The 20550-nt window shown below is 69.9% G+C and carries 20 protein-coding genes; 11 read left to right on the top strand and 9 right to left on the bottom strand.

Annotated features, from left to right (window positions below; genetic code table 11):
• Positions 1 to 45: 45 nt before the first annotated feature.
• Positions 46 to 699 carry a hypothetical protein gene (locus ITJ43_RS11570; protein ID WP_194584005.1) on the bottom strand — a complete coding sequence of 218 codons (654 nt, stop codon included), beginning with the start codon at positions 697 to 699 and terminating at the stop codon, positions 46 to 48.
• Positions 700 to 921: 222 nt separating this feature from the next.
• Here ITJ43_RS11570 and ITJ43_RS11565 point away from each other — a divergent pair, with 222 nt between their 5' ends.
• Entirely contained in the window at positions 922 to 2001 is a 1080-nt protein-coding gene (locus ITJ43_RS11565; protein WP_194584004.1) for a glycosyltransferase family 4 protein, read from the top strand.
• Here ITJ43_RS11565 and ITJ43_RS11560 read toward each other — a convergent pair.
• On the bottom strand, positions 1985 to 2725 hold the full coding sequence (locus tag ITJ43_RS11560; protein ID WP_194584003.1) for a CDP-alcohol phosphatidyltransferase family protein: 741 nt from the start codon (positions 2723 to 2725) through the stop codon (positions 1985 to 1987). The two genes, ITJ43_RS11565 and ITJ43_RS11560, sit on opposite strands and share 17 nt — an antisense overlap.
• 256 nt (positions 2726 to 2981) lie before the next feature.
• On the opposite strand from ITJ43_RS11560, the gene ITJ43_RS11555 reads away from it, so the two are divergent.
• Positions 2982 to 3878 carry a glycosyltransferase family 2 protein gene (locus ITJ43_RS11555; RefSeq protein WP_194584002.1) on the top strand — a complete coding sequence of 299 codons (897 nt, stop codon included), beginning with the start codon at positions 2982 to 2984 and terminating at the stop codon, positions 3876 to 3878.
• On the top strand, positions 3875 to 4870 hold the full coding sequence (locus tag ITJ43_RS11550; RefSeq protein ID WP_228495797.1) for a glycosyltransferase family 4 protein: 996 nt from the start codon (positions 3875 to 3877) through the stop codon (positions 4868 to 4870). The genes ITJ43_RS11555 and ITJ43_RS11550 overlap by 4 nt, the downstream gene beginning before the upstream one ends.
• A gap of 16 nt (positions 4871 to 4886) precedes the next feature.
• Here ITJ43_RS11550 and ITJ43_RS11545 read toward each other — a convergent pair whose 3' ends face one another.
• A complete protein-coding gene (locus ITJ43_RS11545) occupies positions 4887 to 5798 on the bottom strand; it encodes a glycosyltransferase family 2 protein (protein ID WP_194584001.1) in 912 nt (303 codons plus the stop codon).
• A 102-nt stretch (positions 5799 to 5900) separates the two neighbouring features.
• Here ITJ43_RS11545 and ITJ43_RS11540 point away from each other — a divergent pair, with 102 nt between their 5' ends.
• The 3 genes from ITJ43_RS11540 (at position 5901) to ITJ43_RS11530 (ending at position 7764) form a co-directional block, all read left to right on the top strand.
• Positions 5901 to 6809, top strand: a complete 909-nt coding sequence (locus ITJ43_RS11540; protein WP_194584000.1) for a glycosyltransferase family 2 protein — start codon at positions 5901 to 5903, stop codon at positions 6807 to 6809.
• Positions 6810 to 6929: 120 nt separating this feature from the next.
• On the top strand, positions 6930 to 7391 hold the full coding sequence (locus ITJ43_RS11535) for an adenylyltransferase/cytidyltransferase family protein (RefSeq protein ID WP_194583999.1): 462 nt from the start codon (positions 6930 to 6932) through the stop codon (positions 7389 to 7391).
• A 22-nt stretch (positions 7392 to 7413) separates the two neighbouring features.
• Positions 7414 to 7764, top strand: coding sequence for a hypothetical protein (locus ITJ43_RS11530; protein WP_194583998.1), 351 nt, complete (start codon positions 7414 to 7416; stop codon positions 7762 to 7764).
• A gap of 57 nt (positions 7765 to 7821) precedes the next feature.
• Here the strand turns inward: ITJ43_RS11530 and ITJ43_RS11525 are convergent, their stop codons facing one another.
• The 3 genes from ITJ43_RS11525 to ITJ43_RS11515 form a co-directional block, all read right to left on the bottom strand.
• Entirely contained in the window at positions 7822 to 8235 is a 414-nt protein-coding gene (locus ITJ43_RS11525; RefSeq protein WP_228495796.1) for a ferritin-like domain-containing protein, read from the bottom strand.
• A gap of 124 nt (positions 8236 to 8359) precedes the next feature.
• A complete protein-coding gene (locus tag ITJ43_RS11520; RefSeq protein ID WP_194583997.1) occupies positions 8360 to 8557 on the bottom strand; it encodes a hypothetical protein in 198 nt (65 codons plus the stop codon).
• 129 nt (positions 8558 to 8686) lie between these two features.
• Positions 8687 to 10483: a lipase family protein gene (locus tag ITJ43_RS11515; protein WP_194583996.1), complete on the bottom strand. Its 1797-nt coding sequence runs from the start codon at positions 10481 to 10483 to the stop codon at positions 8687 to 8689.
• 141 nt (positions 10484 to 10624) lie between these two features.
• Between ITJ43_RS11515 and ITJ43_RS11510 the strand changes: the two genes are divergently transcribed.
• The 5 genes from ITJ43_RS11510 (at position 10625) to ITJ43_RS11490 (ending at position 16818) form a co-directional block, all read left to right on the top strand.
• Positions 10625 to 11773: a polysaccharide deacetylase family protein gene (locus ITJ43_RS11510; protein ID WP_194583995.1), complete on the top strand. Its 1149-nt coding sequence runs from the start codon at positions 10625 to 10627 to the stop codon at positions 11771 to 11773.
• A 119-nt stretch (positions 11774 to 11892) separates the two neighbouring features.
• Positions 11893 to 13026, top strand: coding sequence for a glycosyltransferase (locus ITJ43_RS11505; RefSeq protein ID WP_194583994.1), 1134 nt, complete (start codon positions 11893 to 11895; stop codon positions 13024 to 13026).
• On the top strand, positions 13026 to 13283 hold the full coding sequence (locus ITJ43_RS11500) for a glutaredoxin family protein (RefSeq protein ID WP_194584090.1): 258 nt from the start codon (positions 13026 to 13028) through the stop codon (positions 13281 to 13283). Before ITJ43_RS11505 ends, ITJ43_RS11500 begins: the two co-directional genes overlap by 1 nt.
• 104 nt (positions 13284 to 13387) lie before the next feature.
• Entirely contained in the window at positions 13388 to 15181 is a 1794-nt protein-coding gene (locus tag ITJ43_RS11495; RefSeq protein ID WP_194583993.1) for an aldehyde dehydrogenase family protein, read from the top strand.
• The gene (locus ITJ43_RS11490) at positions 15178 to 16818 is read left to right on the top strand and encodes a GMC family oxidoreductase (RefSeq protein ID WP_194583992.1); all 1641 of its coding nucleotides are present in this window, start codon (positions 15178 to 15180) and stop codon (positions 16816 to 16818) included. Before ITJ43_RS11495 ends, ITJ43_RS11490 begins: the two co-directional genes overlap by 4 nt.
• Positions 16819 to 16868: 50 nt before the next feature.
• Here ITJ43_RS11490 and ITJ43_RS11485 read toward each other — a convergent pair whose 3' ends face one another.
• From ITJ43_RS11485 to ITJ43_RS11475, 3 genes are all read right to left on the bottom strand, one after another.
• Positions 16869 to 18458 carry a DEAD/DEAH box helicase gene (locus tag ITJ43_RS11485; protein ID WP_194583991.1) on the bottom strand — a complete coding sequence of 530 codons (1590 nt, stop codon included), beginning with the start codon at positions 18456 to 18458 and terminating at the stop codon, positions 16869 to 16871.
• A 243-nt stretch (positions 18459 to 18701) separates the two neighbouring features.
• Entirely contained in the window at positions 18702 to 19679 is a 978-nt protein-coding gene (gene pip, locus ITJ43_RS11480; protein ID WP_194583990.1) for a prolyl aminopeptidase, read from the bottom strand.
• Positions 19676 to 20545 carry a neutral zinc metallopeptidase gene (locus ITJ43_RS11475; protein WP_194583989.1) on the bottom strand — a complete coding sequence of 290 codons (870 nt, stop codon included), beginning with the start codon at positions 20543 to 20545 and terminating at the stop codon, positions 19676 to 19678. Before ITJ43_RS11475 ends, pip begins: the two co-directional genes overlap by 4 nt.
• Positions 20546 to 20550 lie beyond the last annotated feature (5 nt).

Raw genomic sequence — 20550 nt, 5'->3', positions numbered from 1 at the left:
TCCCCAGATTGGCTGATCGTACCGTATGAGCAGCGCGTGCGGCAATCAGCTCTGCGGGACGGCTCCCCGCCACGTCAGCGCGGGCTCATCGCCGCGATAGTCGACGACGAACGTGACGTCGGAGCGGCGGTCATCGGGAATGCGGAACAGGTAGACACCGGAGGCCGTGGCACCGGGATCGAGAGAACCGCTCACTGGCATCCCTCCCGGCTGCTGGTAGGTCTCGGCGGGGTCGCGCTGCTCTCCCATGTAGGCGCTGACCACCACGAGATTCAGATCGAGCGGCGCCTGGCCCGTGTTGGTGATCTGCACCGTCACCCGGACTGCCGCAGCCTGGACCTCGCCGGGCACGACGACCTCACCGGTGACGCTCTCGAAGGAGGTCAGTGCGACCTGGATGCCGGCGGCGGTCGCCGGCTGCTGCGGAGCCACGGGTGCGAGTTCGGGTACCGGGGTCGGATCGGAGGGCTCTGCGCTCGCCTGCGGGCTCGGCGTCGTGGGTACGTCCGCCGGCCCGTTCGGCGTCGCGGTGGACGTCGGGCTGGGCAGCCCGGTCGGCGATGCGCCCGACGATGACGACGGGATGCCGCGGACGAACAGCACGGCGACGATGACGAGCACCGCCACCGCGACGGCGCCGAGGATCCATGCGGTCCTCGTGCGCGAACCGCCCTCTGCAGGTGCACCCGTGTCAGCCATCTTTCCCCCCTGAGCGATGCGGCGGTTCCCCTCCCGCCGACGACGCCGAGTGTATATCGTCCCGCCCCGAGGCCGGTCCTCGACCGTTCGCGCCGACGACGCGGTTGGATACGATGACCGGACTCGATGAGCCGTGAAAGGGGCCCTATGCGCGTCCGCCGTCCCGGGCCACTCCGGTATCTCATCGCCCACCCCGGCGCGGAATTGTATGGATCCGACCGGGTGATGCTGGAGACGGTGGTCGCGCTGATCGAGGGCTCCGCCGAGGTGACCGTGACGCTTCCGGAGACGGGCCCGCTGGTCGACCTGCTGGTCGGGGCGGGTGCCACGGTCAGGTTCGATCCCGCGCTCGTTCTCCGCAAGAGCCTCCTGCGCCCGAAGAACGGGATCGCCTCGATCCGTGCCGCGGCGCGCGGTCTCCGCGCCTCCCGTCGGGTGCTTCGACAGGTACAGCCGGATGCGGTGTACATCAGCACCATGACGCTTCCGCTGTGGCCGCTCGTCACGCGGTTCGCGCGCGTTCCCTCGTTGCTTCACCTGCACGAAGGCGAACAGGGCGCTTCACGGCTCGTGAAGTGGGCGATCTACGCGCCCGCAGCCGGGGTCACGGCGATCGTCGTCAACAGTGAGTTCAGCCGCGACGTCCTCCGCCAGGCATTTCCGAGGCTGGCCGAGCGGGCTCAGGTGGTCTACAACGGTGTGGCAGGCCCGCCCGCGGTCAGCCCGCCGCCCGCCGACCTGGGCGACATCGTGCGCCTCGCGTACATCGGCCGCCTCTCGCCGCGGAAGGGACCTGACCTGCTGATCGAAGCCCTCGCCCGGCTTCGCGATCCCCGGATCCACGTAGACCTGATCGGCGCCGTTTTCCCGGGGTACGAATGGTACGAGCAAGATCTGCGACGGCGTATCGCCGACCACGCGCTGGGCGAGCGGGTGCGCCTGCTCGGGTTCCGGCCCGACGTGTGGCACGCGGTCGAAGACGCCGCCGTCGTCGTTGTTCCGTCGCGACTGGATGAGCCGTTCGGCAACACCGCGGTCGAAGGGACTCTCGCGGCGCGCGTGGTGCTCGTCAGCGACACGAGCGGCCTCCGCGAGGCAACGGAGGGCGTGGCGACGGCGATCCGGTTCGCCCCGGACAGCGTCGACGCGCTGTGCGAGGCGATCACGTTCGCCGTCGAGCGGTGGGACGAACTCCAGCCGCAGCTGGCAGCCGAAGCGGATGCCGCCGCCCGCAGATTCGCCCCCGCCCGCTATCGCGCGCAGATCGCGACCTGCCTGTCGCAGCTCAGTCGCCGGTCGTAGCCGCCGCGTCGATCGCACGCATCTCGCGGAACCACTTCGCCGCGGCGAGCACGAGGAATCCGCCGCACAGAACGAAGACCGCGCCGTACACGGCGAGGAACAGGGCGGGCACGCCCCACAGCACGAAGATGATGCAGAGCACTCCGAAGTCCGTCGGCAACAGCAGCAGCGATCGACGCAGCGTCCCGCCGCCGCGGGCATGCGTCGAGGTGACCCCCCGCTTACCCTTCAAGAGATCGTTGAGCAGCATCCCGAAGAACGTGACGACGGCGACGACGCTGAACCCGATCGGAATCAACAGCCACGGCACGGGAACGTCCGTGAAGCGGAACAGACCGATGAGCACCGCGAGATGCAGGCTGGCGATCTTGAGCGCGTCGACGAAGTGATCGAGCCACTCGCCGGCGACGCTTCCCCCGCCCTGCAGCCGCGCCAACTGTCCGTCTGCCGAGTCCCACGCGTAGCCGAGGACGAGAAGCACCGCGATCAGCACACCGACCGCCACCGAGGGAGGCAGAACGCACATGAGCGCGATCGCCGTGAACGTGAAGGCCGCACTGATCACCGTGACGGCGTTGGGCGTGAGGCCCCACACGTACGCGGTGGCCGCCAGAACGCGACCGATGCGACGGTTCACATATACCGAGTACGCGGGCGCTCCCCGCGCGTGACCTTTCTGCGCTGTCCCCAACCGACGCAACGCCTCCGACCAACTCCCGCTCATGCTCCCCCGATCGTCGCGGTGCGCCATCGCGGTTCTCGGACTGCTCCGTGACCGTCGATGCACGCGTTGGAGGTCAGGCTAGTACGACACCGCGCCTCGCTCGGCTCCCGGGCGCCGGGGAAGCCGGGCGCCAAAACGTCAGTAGACTGCGGAGCCAGATGCGGATCGGGTCGGCGCACGCGTCGCCGCCACCGCATGCTGAACTCGAGTGGGGGCTCACGTGCTCAGGTCGCAGAACTGCGAGATCGTCGTCGCCGTGACGACGTTTCGCCGGGCGCGTCAACTGGCCGAAGGGCTTCCGAGGATCGTCGAGCAGGCCTCGGCCTCGGCCCACGACGTTGCCGTCGTCGTCGTGGACAACGACAACGAGCCCTCGGCCCGCGCGTTCGTCACAGAGCTGTCGACCGACGTCCACTACATCCACGAGCCACGGCCGGGCGTCTCGGCTGCGCGAAACGCGGCTCTTGATGCGGCATCCGAGGCCCGTGCGCTGATCTACGTCGACGACGACACCGTGCCGGGGCCAGGATGGCTGGACGCGATGATCGATGCGTGGGCTCGCGACCGCCCCGCGGCGGTGTCGGGGTCGACCGTGTTCACTTTCGACTCCGACGCGGATGCCCGCTACGCACGGGGGTGGGGCGAGTTCGAGCCGTCACGCCGACCGACCGGAGCGTCCTGCGACAGCGCCGCCAGCCGCAATCTGCTCCTGGACGTGGGCTTTCTCCGCGCCCATGATCTGCGATTCGACGAGCACCTCGGGCTCATCGGCGGAGAAGACACTCTGCTGACACGCCAGGTCACGGCCGCGGGCGGGAGCATCCTCTGGTGCGACGAGGCGTGTGTCACCGAAGCGGTGCCGGCGTCGCGGGTCACGCGGCCGTGGCTGTTGCGGCGGGCCTTCCGCAGCGGCGGTTCGTGGGCCTACGCCGTGATTCGCACCGCGAAGAGCGGTCCGCGGCGCACGCGGGCACAGCTGCTCCGCCGCGCCGTTCCCATCATGGTCGTCCGCTCGACGGCCGCGGCGCTCGCCGTGGCGATGCAGCGCCGGGTTGCGGCCCGCCGCGCGTGGCGCGACGTCGTGTCTCAGGCGGGGGTGCTGGCGATCTGCCTGGGGGCACGCGGAATGCGCGAGTACGGACGCGGGCGATGACGCGGTGGGACCTCGGCTTTCCTGCCGAGACATCGATCGAACAGTGGGAGCGTCGTCACGCGGAGGGCGATGTCCCGGGCCGCTGGCCGTACGGGCTCGATGCCCTCTCGGCCTTCGCCGATGTCCGACCGATCTCCCTCCCGGTACCGGGCTCGCTGACGAAGGCACGAGCGCGCGTCGGGATCGGCCCGCGACCCGTGCGTGACGCCCTGGGCCTGACGTGGGACGAGAACACCGCATGGCGCATGTCGACCGCGGCCCCCCATGCGACGCAGGCGAGCGGAGTGATCTGGCTGACCGACACCGCGGCGCGCGGTGGCGAGCTCGGCAGCTTGCCGCGCACGCTGAGTCGATGCGCGGTCCTGTGGGTGCTGAGTGAGGCGCAGATCGCGCCGCTGCGGGCGATCGTGCCCGGTCCGCAGATCGGATACGTGCGCTTCGCGATCGATCACGACTTCTTCACCCCGCGCCCGCTGCCCGAAACGCTCCGAGTGGTCAGCGTCGGCGGCGACCGGGACCGCGACGCGGACACGCTGTACCGGGCGTTCGAGATCATCCACGCGGCGATGCCGCAGGTCGAGCTCGTGGCGCAGACCAGCTCGTCGCTGGCTCCGCCGGCGGGGGTCACCGTGATCCGCCATCTCCCCCACGCCGAACTTCGAGACCTCTATGCCTCGGCGACCGTGGTCATGATCGCGACCCGTGCGAACCTGCACGTGTCCGGGATGACGGTGTCGCTGGAAGCGATGGCGACGGGAAGACCGGTGACCATCACGCGGACACCGGGGATGGACGACTACGTGGCGCACGACCGCACCGGGCTCCTGAGCGCCGTGGGCGACCCCGACGCGCTCGCCGCGCATACGCTCGAGCTGCTGCGCGATCCGCAACGCGCGGAGGAAATGGGAGCGGCAGGACGACGTCGTGTCGAGGCGCGCTTCACACCCATGCTCATGGCGAAGCAGATCGGGACCCTCCTGTCGGACCTCTGAGGCGCCGACGGGACGGTCACCGGGCCAGGGGCCCGCTGACTCCGCGACGCCCATCGCGCAGTCCGCGGCGGAGCGCTCGCCAGGGTGCTCGCGACTGGAGCAGCTGCCGCCGACCGCCCTGGAGCACAATCGCCCACGACATCCGCAGAGCGGATCGGCGCCAGCGCCGCTGCGCCTCGGAGTCGAGCCTCAGTCGCGCGAACAGCAGCCGGTTGCGGATGTTGTAGTAGTAATACGTTTCCGACTTGGCCCGACTGCTGTGGGCCTCGTCGTGGGTGCCGCCCTCGTCGTGAACGGCGAAGACATCGTCGAGCACGCGCAGGGTACCGCCGGCGTCGTGCACCCGCGCGGAGAGGTCGACGTCCTCCCAGTACAGGAAGTACGCGTCGTCGAATCCGCCGAGCGTCCGCCACAGTGAGCGCGAGATCGCGAAGCACGCCCCCGTGAGCCAGAACATGCGCGGGCGATCTCCCCGAGCCGGCCGGTGCCGCACTCCGGCACTCGAGCCGTCGTCGAGATAGAGGTCCACCCCCGCGCTCCACAACGACCCGTCGGGCTTCGTGATGGTGGGCGCGACGAGCGTCAGCGGGTCGGACGCCGCGCTGGCGGCGAGCGCGAGGACGGATGCCGCGTCGAGCGTGGCATCCGGGTTCACGACCACGAGCACATCGGCGCCGCGCGCGAAGGCGAGGTCGGCGCCTCTGTTGACTCCGCCGCCGAAGCCGAGATTCTCCCCGAGCAGAAGCGGCGTCCATCCGTGGCGTGCGCATACCTCGCCGACGCGCTGCGCCTCGGATGCGGAGGTGAAGCAGTCGACGACGATCACGTCGATGGCATCGCTCGCGGCATCCAGTTTCGAGAAATTCTGCTCGACCAGCGCGGCCGACCCGTACGAAACGACGACGACCGCCGCCCGACCATGCCCCATGCTGCACAGCCTAGGTCACACGCGTTCCGTTACGCTGGTCCCGCCTTCAGGAGGACACATGACCGAGCTCCCGTACTGCGCCGCTTCCTCGGGGGGAGCTGCATGAGCCGCGAGATCGTCGTCGCGATTCCCACCTTCCACCGACCGGAGTCCCTCGCTGCACTGCTGCGGGCGGTGGCCCCGCAGGTTCGCGAGGTCGGCGCCGAGGTGGTGGTCATCGACAACGATCCCGCCGGTTCCGCGCGCGAGTCGGCGGCAGCCGAGGGCGCCCGCTACGTCATCGAACCCGGGCGCGGGCTGGCGGCGGTGCGCAACCGTGCTCTCGACGAGGCGGCGGAGGCGCGGGCGCTTGTCTTCATCGACGACGACGAGCTTCCGGCAGACGATTGGCTCAGCACCCTCGTGCAGCGTTGGCGACACTCCGGCGCCGCGGCGGTGTCGGGGCGGGTGGAGACCCGTTTCCCCGACGGGTGGAGTGATCGCTGGATCGAGCAGGGCGGGTTCTTCCGCCGCGTGCGGTTCGCCGACGGCGCGCAGCAGCACAGCGCACCCACCAACAACCTGCTTCTCGATCTCGAGGTGGTGCGGCGCCACGGCGTGCGCTTCGACCCCGCGTTCGGATTGTCGGGAGGCGAGGACATCCATTTCACGCGCCAGCTCGTCACCCTCGGCGAGTCGATCGTCTCCGCTCCGGATGCTCTCGTGTTCGACATCGTCGATCCGGCACGACTGACGAAACGATGGGTGCTGCGCCGCGCCTACCGGGTGGGTATCAGCACCGTCCACGCCGACGTGGCGCTGAGAACCGGCGTGCGCGGACGCCTTGCAGCGCGCGTGCGGGGCGTCGCGAAGGGAGCATTGCGCCTGATGGCGGGATCCGGTCGACGTGCGCTCGGCGTCGTGACCCGTTCGGATCGGCACCGGGCGCGCGGCGCACGGGCCGCCTGGAGAGGGGCCGGCATGGTGGTCGGTGCCGTCGGCGGTTCGTACCAGGAGTACATCCGCCGCTGACGCCGGCCGCGAAATGCGCTAGTGTCGCAATCGGACTTTGGGGAGTCCGTGTCGGGTCGGGGGACTCGGCAGTTTCTGGGTCGTCTTCGGACGGCTCAAGAGTCAGTTGCTGGGGGGCACATGACTATTCGCATCGGCTATGCCGCGGGGGCGTTCGATCTCTTTCACATCGGACATCTGAATGTTCTGCGTCATGCCAAGGAGCAGTGCGACGTCCTCATCGCGGGGGTGGTGAGCGACGAGATGCTGCGCAGCGTCAAGGGTGTGGAGCCGTTCGTTCCGACCCTGGAGCGCGTCGAGATCGTCCGCGGCATCCGCTACGTCGATGAGGTGCACGTCGAGACGGTTCCCGACAAGCTCGAGGTCTGGCGCCAGGTCGGTTTCACGCATTTCTTCAAGGGTGACGACTGGCGCGGGACCGATAAGGGATCACGACTCGAGCGGGAGTTCGCTGGCGTCGGTGTCGAGGTCGTGTACTTCCCCTACACCGCTCACACCTCGAGCACGAAGTTGCGGCGGGCGCTGGACGCCGCCGCGGCTGCGGGTGAAGAACGGCGAGCAGCGCGTTCCGAGTCGGCGTGAATGGCGCGCCCGGAGAACGCCGATGACGCCGGACCCGGTCGACCTCTTCGTGGGACAGGTGATCGCGCTGCTCCCGGCGCGCGGCACGGACGCCGGGGACCCTGTGCGTGCGCGGCTCATGCGCATGCTCTTCCCTCGCGCCGTCGGGCGCACCGTCGATCCGCCGACCGGGCCGCTGCACCCTCGGGTGTACTCGCTGATCACGAACGGACGTGACGTCGGGGTGCTCACCGTCAGCGGAACCGAGATCCCCGTCCGCGTTCTGCCCCTGGACGTCGGAACGCCGTCCGAGGCGACCGCCTTCCGCATCACAGAGATGGCCGGGCGCGCACTGCGGGTTCGCGGCGTGGCCGAGGGCGACTCGGCGGCCTGATGTCGTCACGCGGCAGCGGCCGCCGGCACGGATGCCGACGACCCCCCGAATGTCGCGTCACTGCATCGCCTGCAAGCGGGCGCGCAACTCCTCGCTCGTGTGAGTCTCCTGGTCGAGGTTCTCCTTCAGCAGCGCGAGCACCTCGCCGTTGCCCATCGCCTGCACCGCGATGATCAGAGCCTCATACGCCGAGATCTCGTAGTGCTCGTTGCCGAGCGCCGACGCCAGGGTCACCTGGTCGCGGAGATTCGCCGAGCTCCGCGCGATGAGCGAGGCGGCCTGCTTCGAGATGCCCTTCGTGCTCGGCGACGCGGCGCTCGATTCGGGAAGCTCGAGGAGCGTGAAGACCGAGCTGAGGTTCTCCATCTGCTCGCGCGTCTCGTCGGCGTGGTGGCGGAAGAGCTTCTTCACGTCGCTCGACTGCGCAGCCGATGCCAGCTCTCCGAGCGCGGCGAGGGAGTCCTCTTCCATCGTGACGGCGGTGCGCTACTGGAAGCGGAGCAGGTCGGTAGGGGTTTCGAGAATGGTCTGAGACATCTGGTTCCTTTGGGTTGGAGTGCGGTCGGACGAGTTCGGTCGGTGCGCTGAGGCGCGCTCAGGCGGGGCCCGCCGCGCCGTCCGGTGCCCCATCGAGAGGCAGATCCGGATCGGTCAGCACATCGCCGTCGGCGATGCCGTCGCGAACGTCCTCGCCGATCGGATCGAGGATGTCGTCATCGCCCGCGCGCTCCGGCTCCTGCGGCAGAGCGGTATCGGGGTCGAGGGGACTCTGATCGGGATCGATGATGCTCATGGCGTCCTCCTTCTGTGGTGGTCAGGAGAGCCTGCGCCCTGTTCGCGCCGGAGCCGACGGGCTTGACGCGGCATCCGTCGCAGGGTACGGACGAGACCAGGTCGTCCGCGGAGGTGAGGCGCGCGCGGCTCAGCAGGTAGCGACGGGCGCGGGCCGACCGGCGAAGCGGTCGGAGGTCCAGGAGACCAGCGTCGGCAGGAAGTCCGACCCCGACGCCACGATGCTCATGTGGCTGTATCCGGGGTACTCCCGCCACGTCAGGGGGATGCCGGCGGCACACAGATCGCCGACGTAGCGATGCTGCAGTGCGGGCGAGATGACCTCATCGGCACCGCCCCATGCGATCATGAGCGGCATGGGCCACGGCCCCATCGTCTTGTTCTCGTCAAGTCGGGTCCCCATCGCGCCGGCCGTGGGGTCGCCGATGTACAGACGATCACCGGCACCGATGCCGAGTGCGCTGAGCACGCTGACGAGCAGCCCCGGCTGGGAAGTGCAGCGCGCCGACATCTCCCGCACGATGGCCCGCCCCGCGGGTGCGACCTCCGCGGTGAAATCGACGTCGGAGTAGGCCTGACTGTAGGGGATGAGCACCCACGCGACGGCGATGGTCGTCAGGGGGCTCGGGTGGGAGGAGTCGACGATCAGCTCGGCCATCCCTCGCGGATCCGCCGCGGGCGAGATGGCCGCCACGCCCAGGATCCGCAGTTCGGGGGCGTAGTCGCGGGCAACGGCACCGGTCCACAGCGCCGCGTGTCCGCCTTGGGAATGGCCCCAGACGACGGCCTCATCGCCGAGTCGGACGCCGTCGAGCTGCTTCGCCGCACGCAGAGAGTCGAGCGTCGATCGCGCTTCGCCCTCGCCGATCACGTACGGGAAGTCGCCCTCCGCCCCTTGGCCTGAGTAGTCGGTCGCGACGATCACCCACCCGGCGGCGATGGCATCCGCGACGGCGGGGATGCCCTGGATCTCGAACATGTTCGGCAGCAGGCTCGGGGCGCAGCCGCGCGCGATGCCCGTGGTGCCGTGATCCCACAGGATGGCGGGCGCCGGGCTCGCCGCGGCGTTGTCGGGGATGACGACGATCGCGCTCGCGACCGCCGGGGCGCCGTGGACATCGGTGGTCGTGTAGAGGATGCGTTCGACGTGCGCCCCCTCGGGTGCGGCACCCGGCCACGGCTCTGCCCGAAGAAGGGCACCCGGGGTGCGGGGAACCTGCGCGGGCGCTGTATAGAAGGAGTCGATCACCGGGAGCCCGGCGCGCAGCTCCAGGCTCCCCCACCACGCGAGAGCCGGCACGGCGATGACGAGCACAGCGGCGACCCAGCGCGCGCCGGCGATAAGACCTGGCGGTACGCGGGCGGCACCCGCGTCAGCCTGCGCCACCGGTCTGCGAAGGCCTTGCCAGACGAGGCCGGACCCGAAGACGGTCATCCGGATGCCGAAGAGCACGGCGATGGTCACCGACGTCAGATCGGGCCACACCAGGGCGAGCACCCCGATGGCGATCTGGGCGACGATCCAGGCCGCCACCAGCACCCGGGCGCTGAGTGGACCTCGCCGAACCCGGGGCACTTCGGACACACCGCCGAGGATGAGCAGCACCGACAGCACGACGGGAAGAACGGCGATGCTGACGCCGAGCCACACGATGAGGGCGGCGCCGCACACGATCCAGACAGCTCCGACAACGGCGGGCCACCCGGTCGGCGAACCGGAACGGCCGATCTCGGCGACGCCGGAGAGGATGCAGCTGATCCCGGCGTAGACGGCGAGAAGCGCCAGCGAGGTGACGGGCTGCAGCGTGATGACGAGGCCGAGTGCGATCAGCACCGCACCGGCGAGAACACGGAGGGATGCCGGCGCGTGAGCCAATATGCCGGGAAGCGCGCGGAACCGTCGCAGCCGCCCGCCGAGATCGCTCACAGCGACACCCTACCGAGGCGGCCCATCCCCGTACGGGAAATTTTCGAAAATGGTCCCTGGCCCGGTGATTTCAGCCTTCCGACACCCGACGCCCCTAGGATGAGCCCGGCGCGGGGCGCGCCCGGTTCTTGGGGGTTATGAATGGGTCCTCTCCGCACGGGTCGCGGCGCTTTCACTCGCGCTGCCTCGGTCGTCGTCGCTGCCGCGGTGGCCGCGCTGTTCGCCGGATGCGCGACCGACACCACGGACGCCGACACTCCGGATACGCGGCCACCCGCCTCAGCGACGACGCCCACACCGTCGCGCACTCCGCTCACGCCGGCACAGCAGCTCCTCGCGCTGCACACCGACGTGCCCGGGGCGTGCGCGGTCAGTTTCTCCGTCGACGGGGCGACGGTCGATCCGCAACTGCAGGTGCACGACCGCCTCTTCGATCACCTCCCCATCCCTCGCGTCGCCGGTCGGGTCTTCGCGGGCTGGTACCCGGATGCCGCGACGGCGGCCTCGGCATCCGCCGACCCCGCGGCACGCGCGGGCAACCCGGCCACGCGTGTCAACGGATCTCACGTCGTCTCATGCCCGTCGCACCAGATCACCCTGTTCGGAGCCTGGACGACGTCCGACGCGCTGGCGGCAGCGAAGACGCGGGTGCCGATCCTCATGTACCACCAGTTCACGACCAAGGCCGGGGGCGAGGACGGATGGCTGCGCGGCAACTACTCCTACATCGAGGATTACCGCGCCCAGATGCAGTACATAAAGGACCAGGCGTTCTATCTGCCCACCTGGGATGAACTCAGTGCATTCATCGACGGCGCCCTCTACCTTCCCGACCACGCCGTCATCATCACCGACGACGACGCCGACGCCTCCTGGCTCACCCTGGCCTCACCCATCAACGAGCAACTGCAGCTGATGGCGACGTCGTTCGTGATCACCGGTTCGGGCGTTCCCACCCAGAACCGCTACGTGCTTCCCCGTTCGCACACCCACAACATGCACCAGGCCGGCTCCAACGGCAAGGGGCAGATGGTCAACCTGTCGGCCGCCGAGATCGCCGCCGACATGAACGCGTCGGCGGCCGCGCTCGGCGGCGTCAAGGAAGTCATGGCCTACCCCTACGGCCACAACAACGAGACATCCCGCGAAGGCCTGCGCCAAGCCGGATTCGAGATGGCTCGCACCATCGCGCAGGGTTACGTCTCGGTCGGCTCCGACAAGCTGACACTGCCGTGCGTCCGTATCAACTACGGCATGGGCGTCACCGACCTGAAAAAGCAGATCGGCTGAGCCGAGCGTTCCTGCGCGCGAGCACCAGAAGGAACTGACAGAGCACGCACAGCACTTGCCCACCTGGGCGTCGCTAGGCTGATACGGTTCTGTCCCTGACCGATCGCGAGCGCATGCCCATGGATCTTTCCGTCATCGTTCCCACCTTCAACGAAGGCGGGAACGTCGCCGAGTTGGTGCGCCGTATCGGGGCATCCCTCGACGACGTCGATTTCGAGATCGTGTTCGTCGACGACTCCACCGACGATACCCCCGCAACCATCCAGGCGGTCGCCGAGGAGGCGCGCTTCCCGGTGCGGCTGATCCACCGCGACGAACCCGAGGGTGGACTCAGTGGCGCGGTGCTCGAGGGCTTCCGCAACGCGCAGGCGCGCTGGTGCTTGGTGATGGATGGCGACCTGCAGCATCCCCCGGAGGACATCCCCCGCATGCTCGAGCGCGCCGAGCGCGGCGATGTCGACATCGTCGTCGCCTCGCGCTACGTGGCCGGTGGTACCGCAGGCGGCCTCGCGGGTGCGACGCGCACGGCCGTTTCGCGCACCTCGACCCTGCTGACGAAGGCGATGTTCCCGCGCAAGCTGCACGGCTGCACCGACCCGATGACCGGGTTCTTCCTCGTCGACCGCGACACCGTCGACATCGAAGAGCTGCGCCCCCGTGGTTTCAAGATCCTGCTCGAGATCCTCGCGCGCCGTCAGATGCGCATCGGTGAGATCCCGTTCGCTTTCGCCACCCGCTTCGCGGGCGAATCGAAGGCGACCTTCGCCCAAGGCATGCGCTTCTTGACGCAGCTGGCGATGCTCCGCTTCGGCCGCATGTCGGCGTTCGCGCTGGTCGGCGGGGTCGGCGCGATCGCCAACCTCGTGATCATGTGGGGGCTCGTCCACCTGGGGATGAACTACGTCTCCGCCGCGATCATCGCGAGCGAGGTCACGATCATCGGCAACTTCCTGCTGCTCGAGTATCTGGTCTTCGCCGACATGCGTTCGGACTCGGGCCAGATGTGGGTGCGCTTCCTCAAGTCCTTCGCCTTCAACAACGTCGAAGCGATCGTGCGCATCCCGATCATCCCGCTGCTGGTGCAGGGCGCCCACATTCCCAGCGTGCTCGCCGCCGCCATCACGCTGGCCGCTGCATTCGTCGTCCGCTTCGTCTACCACGCACTGTGGGTCTACGCCCCCAAGCGCAAGGAGACCTCGGGCGCGCCCGCGCGGGCCGTAGCCCGTGCCGGCAGCCGTACGCTGGAATCATGATGTCCGAGAAGACCCCCATCACGATGTTCGGCGCCGACTGGTGCCGCGACTGCGTCCGCACGAAGAAGCAGCTCGACGAACTCGGCGTGGAGTACACCTACGTCGACCTCGTCGCCGATCCCGCCGCGGCGGATGTGGCGCGCGAGATCTCGGGACGCACGAACATCCCGGTGGTCGTCTATCCCGACGCCTCGCACCACGTCGAGCCGTCCAATGCCGACGTCGAGGCGAAGCTGCGCGAGCTCTCGCTCATCTGAGCCGACGGCGGCATCGGGTAGCAGCTTTCCCGGGACCGCGTCTCATTCGGTCGTAAGCTGGAGGCCCGCGCGCGAGCGCGACCACCGCTTCGAAGGAGAACGCCGTGACCGCAGAAGCTCCGTCCGCGCCGTCCGCATCGCCCCGGAAGAAGACCCCCGCCGCACAGGTCGATGACGAGGTGCGCTCCGAGTTGGATGCCGCGATCACCCGTCTTCGCACAGGATCGCGCACGTGGGCGGCGCTCTCGCTCGGCCAGCGCCGCACGCTGCTGACGCGGATCCGGGTCGCGACCGCCGCCGTCGCCGCGGAGTGGGCCGACACGGCATCCACCTCGAAGGGACTGCCGGCGGGGCATCCGCTCCGCGGCGAAGAGTGGCTGTCGGGCCCCTACGCGGCCATCGTCGCGCTCGACGCCTACGCCGGCACCCTTCGCGCCCTTTCCGTAGGCCGCTCGCCGCTGGAGGGCGTGCGGATCGGCACGGCGCCGGGCGGGCGAACCGCCGTGCACACGTTCCCCCTGTCGGCGACCGACGCGCTGCTGCTGTCGGGCTACACGACGGAGGTCTGGCTGCAGCCGGGAGTGGATGCCGCCACGGCGCGGCGCGAGGCAGGACTCGGCCAGCTCGACGCGGGGACAGCGGGTGGGGTCGGCCTCGTGCTCGGGGCGGGCAACATCACCTCCATCCCCTACCTCGACGTGATGTACGAGCTGCTCGCCTTCAATCGCGTCGCCATCCTCAAGGTGAACCCCACCCAAGATGCCCTCGTCCCCATCTTCGAGCGCGCGCTGGCGCCGCTCATCGAGCCGGGGTTCCTGCAGATCGTCCGCGGCGGCGGCGACGTCGGCGCCTACCTCACGAAGCATCCGGAGATCGACCACGTCCATATCACGGGCTCAGAGTCGACCTTCCGCTCGATCGTGTGGGGCCCCTCCCACACGCCAGCCGCGGCCGGTGCGGCCACGCGGCGGCGCAACGAGGGGCGTCCGCTGCTGAAGACGCCGATCACCGCCGAGCTGGGCGGTGTTTCCCCCATCATCGTCGTCCCGGGAAAGTGGTCCGACGCCGACCTGCGCTTCCAGGCGGAGCACGTCGTCACCATGCGTCTGCACAACAGCGGCCACAACTGCATCGCCGGCCAGGTCGTGCTGATCTCCGACGACTGGCCGCAGCGCGACGCGTTTCTCGATGCCCTGCGCACGGCCTACGACCGCGCACCGTCGCGCCCGGTCTGGTATCCGCAGAGCCAGAGCAAGCTCGACGCGGCCCGCGCCGCCTACCCGGATGCCGCGTGGTGCGCCGGCGGCACCCGGGCCCTCGTGGAGACCTCCGCCGACGATGCCGACGCACTCGAGACGACGGAGTACTTCTCGCCGGTCCTCGGCGTGGTGGGGCTGCGCGGCACCGGTCAGGAGTTCCTCGATGCCGCCGTCGCACATGCCAACGACAAGCTCGTCGGCACCCTCGGCGCGAATGTGCTCATCGATCCGGCGACGCAGAGCGCACTCGGCGACGGGTTCGAACGCGCCATCGCCGACCTGCGATACGGCACCGTCGCGGTGAACACGTGGACGGCGTTCGGATTCCTGACCCCGACGGCGACGTGGGGCGCGTTCCCCGGCGGCACCCTCGCCGACGCTCCCAGCGGGATGGGCATCGTGCACAACGCCCTCCTGCTCGATCACGTCGAGCGCACCGTCGCGCGCGGTCCGTTCCGGCCATTCCCGCGGTCGGTCTCGTCGGCGACGCGGGGATACGGCCTGTCGGTGCTGCCGAAGCCGCCGTGGTTCGTCACGTCACGCACGGGCGCGGCCGTCTGCGAGGGCTTCACCCGGTTCCGGATCGACGGGAACTGGCCGCGCATGTCGGTGACTCTGGCGAAGGCGTTCGGCGCATGAGCCCGCGGCGCCCGGCCGCTTCCGGTGCGCTCGAGGCGGACTATGTGATCGTCGGTGCGGGCTCTGCCGGGGCCGCCCTCGCGGCGCGATTGAGCGAAGACCCCGCCGTGAGCGTGCTGCTGATGGAGGCCGGCCCCGTCGACGGGGCCCTCGAGCTGCATGTGCCCGCCGCGTTCTCGACACTGTTCCGGGGGCGCTACGACTGGAACTACGACACCGTCCCGCAGCGGGAGCTGGAGGATCGCACGATCTACTGGCCGCGCGGCAAGACCCTCGGCGGCTCATCGTCATTGAACGCCATGATGTGGATCCGTGGTTTCGCTGCCGATTACGATGCGTGGGCCGAGGTCGCCGGCGACGGCTGGTCGTGGAAGGCTCTCGCTCCGTACTTCCTCCGCGCGGAGGCGACGCAGGATGCCGCCGATGCCACCCAGGGAACCCACGGCGCCCAGCCTGTCGAGCACCAGCGCGATCCCCGCCCGCACACGGCCGCGTTCCTAAAGGCGGCGCGTGAGCTGCGGCATCCGGTCACTCCGGCGAACCTCCCCGCCCGCCAGGGGTTCTCGCAGACGATGGTCACGCAACATCGCGGCGCGCGGGCATCCACAGCCGACGCCTACCTGCGGCCGGCGCGGGGGCGGCGCAACCTCCGGGTGCTCACCGACGCTCTGGTGCGACGCGTGACCTTCACCGACGACGACGCGACGCCGCGGGCGACGGGCGTCTACGTCGATCTGGGCGGGCTCACCCGCCACGCCCGCGCGCGACGCGAGGTCATCCTGTGCGGAGGCGCGATCAACACCCCGCAGCTGCTGATGCTCAGCGGCATCGGGCCCGCCGACCACCTCACCTCCCGCGGCATCCCCGTTCGCGTGGACGCCGCCCAGGTGGGCGAGAACCTGCAGGACCACCTCGTCGCGGGACTCGCGCCCGCCGCCCGCGGGGGCACGCTGTACGGGGCGCGACGTCCCGCGCAGCTCGCGCGTTACCTCAGCCGCCGCCGGGGGATGTTGAGCTCGAACGTGGCCGAGGCGTACGGGTTCATCCGCACTCCGGTGGCCGAGCGTGCGGGGGCGCCGGCTGATTTTCCGGACATCGAGATCATCTTCGCGGCGGCGCCGTATGTCGGAGAGGGTCTGGTGCCGACGCCGGCCGAAGGCATCACGGTGGGCGCGATTCTGCTGCAACCACGCAGCCGCGGCACCATCCGGCTGGCCTCCGACGACCCGACGGAGGCCGCGATCATCGACCCCGGCTACCTCACCGACGCCGAGGGCATCGACGCGGAGACGATGCGCGCCGGACTCGCCGAGTGCGAACGGCTCATCGCGACGTCGGCGCTGCGCGCCGTGACCACCGGTGGGTGGGTGCAGCCGGTCGGCGGCGAGCGGATGAGTGCAGCCGAACGGATCGAGCTGTCACTGCGTCGCTACTCCCACACCCTCTACCATCCGGTCGGAACGGCGCGGATGGGCGTCGACGCGGCATCGGTGGTCGACGCCGACCTGCGGGTACGCGGCGTACGAGGCCTCCGCGTCGCGGACGCGTCGGTCATGCCGACGGTGATCCGCGGTCACACGAACGCGCCGGCGATCATCATCGGCGAAAGGGCCGCCGACCTCATTCGCGGGCGCTGAGCGCGACCCGCGGGTGCGCGGGCATCGAGACGCCCGCGCACGTGCGCTGATCAGCGGCCGGAGCGGCGCTGACCCCCGTTGGAGCGGACGACCGAGCCGACCATGAGCTTGCCGCCGGCGGCACCGGCGCCGCCGCCGTGCGAGGCACGACGCCCGGCGGTGCGAGCATTGCCGGATGCCGCGGGCTGAGCCGCCACACGATCCGTCGACCGGTGGTCACGGGCGGGACGCTGCTCGCGACCGGCCGTCGAACGCTCGGCAGCCGGACGACCGGCGCGCTCACTCCGGCCCTGACCGGCCGACGCACCCTGGCCGGCGCCGCGGCCCTGACCGCGCCCGCCGCCCTGAGCACCTTGGCCGCCGTCGCGGGCGGCGCGCTTGCGCTGCGCGTTGGCTCCCTGGCTGCGCCCGCCGCCGCCCTGGCCACGGCCGGGCTGCTCGGTCTTCGGCGCGGGGGTGACATACGCGGCGACGGTGCCGACGAGCGCGGTGACCTCGGGCGAGGTCGGCGTCACGGGCACGGGCGTCACGGAGATCGCGGCCTTGCGCAGAAGGTCCTTGACGTCGCGCTCCTGACCGGGCAGCACGAGGGTGACGACCGAGCCTTCCGCGCCGGCGCGTGCCGTGCGACCGGAGCGGTGCAGGTACGCCTTGTGCTCCATGGGCGGGTCGACGTGGATGACCAGCTCGACGTCGTCGACGTGCACGCCGCGGGCGGCGACGTCGGTGGCCACGAGCACGCGCGCGGCGCCCGAGCTGAACGCGGCGAGGTTGCGGTCACGGGCCGGCTGCGACAGGTTGCCGTGCAGGTCGACAGCCGGAATGCCCTGTGCGGTCAGCTGCTGCGCGAGCTTCTTGGCGTGGTGCTTGGTGCGCATGAAGAGGATGCGGCGACCCGTGCCCGACGCGAGCGTCTGCACGAGTTCCTTCTTCTGGTCGACGCCCCCGACGTGGAACACGTGGTGGGTCATGGCCGCGACGGGCGAGTTGGCCTCGTCTACGGAGTGCAGGACCTCGTTCTGCAAGAAGCGCGTGACGAGCTTGTCGACGCCGTTGTCCAGCGTCGCGCTGAACAGCAGACGCTGTCCGTCGCGCGGGGTCTTGTCGAGGATGCGGGTGACCGACGGCAGGAAGCCGAGGTCGGCCATGTGGTCGGCCTCGTCGATGACGGTGATCTCCACAGCATCCAGCTTCACGAAGCCCTGCGAGATGAGGTCTTCGAGGCGACCGGGGCAGGCCACGACGATGTCGACGCCGGCCTTGAGAGCGGCCACCTGACGGCTCTGGTTGACGCCACCGAAGATGGTGGTCGTCTTCATTCCGTACGCGGCCGCGAGGGGCTCGAGGACCGCGTTGATCTGCGTGGCGAGCTCGCGGGTCGGCGCGAGGACGAGACCCAGGATGCGGCCGGAGCGACGGCTGCCGCCGGCGAGCGGGCCGCCGAGACGGGCCGCGAGCGGAATCGAGAAGGCGAGAGTCTTGCCCGAGCCGGTCTTGCCGCGGCCGAGCACGTCGCGGCCGGCGAGCGTGTCGGGCAGGGTGTCGACCTGAATCGGGAACGCGGTGGTCTTGCCGTCCTTCGCGAGGACGTCCAGGAGCGGGGAGGGCACGCCGAGCGCGCCGAAAGTGATGTCAGACATAGTGATGTTTCTGGGCGGAAGGGCCCGGATCGGTGGCCTCTGCGCGGATGCGCACAGGGTCGCCGTACGAAGAATGTCAGCCGATCATCCGGTTGGGAGCCGGGCGGCGAGGGAAGCGTTCTACGACGCGAGCGCGCTGATGTCAGCGCGACAAGTACCCCCAGCCTACCAGCCCGGCCGCCATTGCCCGCCGCCGGGCCTCGCGACGCGGGAAAGCGGCAGGGAAAGCGGCAGGGAAAGCGGTCAGCGGGCGAAGCGGTCGGTGGCGTCGCGCAGGGCGCGTGCGATGCCGGGCTCGGATGCCGAGTGGCCCGCGTCGTCCACGACGACGTACTCGGCCTCGGGCCAGGCGCGATGCAGATCCCACGCCGTCATGATCGGCGTGCAGATGTCGTAGCGCCCCTGCACGATGACCGCCGGGATGGCGCGGATCGCTCCGACGTCGTCGATGAGCTGGCCTTCGCGCAGCCACCCGCAGTGCATGAAGTAGTGGTTCTCGATGCGGGCGAAGGCCACGGCCGCCTGCTGCTCGGCCATCGACGCGACCAGGTCTGGATCGGGATGCAACGTGAGCGTGGAAGCCTCCCACGTCGTCCATGCGACCGCTGCGGGCACGTGCACTGCGGGATCGGGGTCGGTGAGGCGGCGGTGATAGGCCTCGATCAGACGCGAGCGCTCGAGCACCGGGATCGGCGCCAGGTAGTGCTCCCACAGGTCGGGGAAGATCGCCGACGCACCGCCCTCGTAGAACCACTCCAGCTCGTGGCGACGGAGGGTGAAGATACCGCGCAGCACGATCTCGGTGATGGCATCCGGATGGCATTCGGCGTACGCGAGCGCCAGCGCGGAACCCCACGAACCGCCGAACACCTGCCACGTCTCGATGCCGAGGTTGCGCCGCAGCAGCTCGAGATCGGCCACCAGGTGCCACGTGGTGTTGAAGCGCGGATCGGCGTCGGGCGCGCTCATATGCGGCGTCGACTTGCCGCACCCGCGCTGATCGAACAGCACGATCCGGTACTTCTCCGGGTCGAAGAAGCGGCGATGCCACGGCGACGTGCCCGCGCCGGGCCCGCCGTGCAGGAAGACGACCGGCTTGCCCTCGGGGTTGCCCGACTGCTCCCAGTAGATGCGCTGGCCGTCACCGGCGAGCAGGAAGCCGGTGTCGTAGGGCTCGATCGCGGGATACAGGATGTCGTCGAGGTGGGCGGGTCCGTTCACAGTTCTCCTCCTGACACCGAGAAGGTGTCACAGGCGCCAAGGCCGTTCTGATATCCGCTGGTGAACCAGCGTTGACGCTGCGCGCTCGAGCCGTGCGTCCACGTCTCGGGTCGCACGGCCCCCGACTGCGCCTGGATGTTGTCGTCGCCGACGGATGCCGCGGCATTCAGCGCATCGCGCAGCTGCGCATCGGTGGGGCGCTGCAGGTAGGCGACGCCCTTCGGGTCGGTGACACTCGAGGCGTCTTTGAGCCAGGCGCCGGCATAGCAGTCGGCTTGCAGTTCCGTGCGCACACCGTTGCTCGTCGGTCCGGTGCCGTCGTTCGCAAAGCGCTCCATCACGCCAGTGATCTGTTGGATGTGATGACCCCACTCGTGCCCGAGCACGTACAGCTGCGCCAGCGGCCCCGCCTGCGCGCCGAACTGGGTGCGCAGCACGGCGAAGAACGTCGGGTCGATGTACACCGTCTCGTCGGGAGGGCAGTAGAACGGACCGGTCGCGTGGGAGGCGGTGCCGCACGAGGTCGACTGCGACCCGTCGACGATGATCAGCTGCGGGGCGCGGTAGTCGCGCACGCGCTGCTCCCAATACCCGTCGAGGATGAGCTGACTGGCGGCGAGACGACAGTCGTCGTTCGCGTTGGCATCGGCGCCGGTGTCGCACTGCGCGATCGCGGTGCCCTCCGACGGCTGCGGAGCTTCCAGGCCGCCGAGCAGGCTGCCCACATCGCCGCCGGTGAACAGGTTGAGCAGCAGGATCGCGAGGCCGCCGAGACCCGCCAGACCGCCACCGATCACCAGGCCGCCGCGACCGCCGCCGCGACGAGCAGTGTTGCCTCCGACATCCGCGTTGTTGTTGAAGGTCATGCCTC

This window comes from Microbacterium sp. VKM Ac-2870, assembly GCF_015350795.1.
Classification (GTDB): Bacteria; Actinomycetota; Actinomycetes; order Actinomycetales; family Microbacteriaceae; genus Microbacterium.
This window is presented reverse-complemented; position numbering and strand designations above follow the sequence as displayed.

Excerpts from the sequence above, each read along its gene's own strand:
- ITJ43_RS11525 (WP_228495796.1), bottom strand. The coding sequence starts at position 8,235 with ATGGAAGAGGACTCCCTCGCCGCGCTCGGAGAGCTGGCATCGGCTGCG.
- ITJ43_RS11540 (WP_194584000.1), top strand. The coding sequence starts at position 5,901 with ATGAGCCGCGAGATCGTCGTCGCGATTCCCACCTTCCACCGACCGGAG.
- ITJ43_RS11505 (WP_194583994.1), top strand. The coding sequence starts at position 11,893 with ATGGATCTTTCCGTCATCGTTCCCACCTTCAACGAAGGCGGGAACGTC.
- ITJ43_RS11550 (WP_228495797.1), top strand. The coding sequence starts at position 3,875 with ATGACGCGGTGGGACCTCGGCTTTCCTGCCGAGACATCGATCGAACAG.
- ITJ43_RS11535 (WP_194583999.1), top strand. The coding sequence starts at position 6,930 with ATGACTATTCGCATCGGCTATGCCGCGGGGGCGTTCGATCTCTTTCAC.
- ITJ43_RS11570 (WP_194584005.1), bottom strand. The coding sequence starts at position 699 with ATGGCTGACACGGGTGCACCTGCAGAGGGCGGTTCGCGCACGAGGACC.
- ITJ43_RS11510 (WP_194583995.1), top strand. The coding sequence starts at position 10,625 with ATGGGTCCTCTCCGCACGGGTCGCGGCGCTTTCACTCGCGCTGCCTCG.
- ITJ43_RS11545 (WP_194584001.1), bottom strand. The coding sequence starts at position 5,798 with ATGGGGCATGGTCGGGCGGCGGTCGTCGTCGTTTCGTACGGGTCGGCC.
- ITJ43_RS11490 (WP_194583992.1), top strand. The coding sequence starts at position 15,178 with ATGAGCCCGCGGCGCCCGGCCGCTTCCGGTGCGCTCGAGGCGGACTAT.
- ITJ43_RS11500 (WP_194584090.1), top strand. The coding sequence starts at position 13,026 with ATGTCCGAGAAGACCCCCATCACGATGTTCGGCGCCGACTGGTGCCGC.
- ITJ43_RS11530 (WP_194583998.1), top strand. The coding sequence starts at position 7,414 with ATGACGCCGGACCCGGTCGACCTCTTCGTGGGACAGGTGATCGCGCTG.
- ITJ43_RS11475 (WP_194583989.1), bottom strand. The coding sequence starts at position 20,545 with ATGACCTTCAACAACAACGCGGATGTCGGAGGCAACACTGCTCGTCGC.
- ITJ43_RS11485 (WP_194583991.1), bottom strand. The coding sequence starts at position 18,458 with ATGTCTGACATCACTTTCGGCGCGCTCGGCGTGCCCTCCCCGCTCCTG.
- ITJ43_RS11520 (WP_194583997.1), bottom strand. The coding sequence starts at position 8,557 with ATGAGCATCATCGATCCCGATCAGAGTCCCCTCGACCCCGATACCGCT.
- ITJ43_RS11560 (WP_194584003.1), bottom strand. The coding sequence starts at position 2,725 with ATGAGCGGGAGTTGGTCGGAGGCGTTGCGTCGGTTGGGGACAGCGCAG.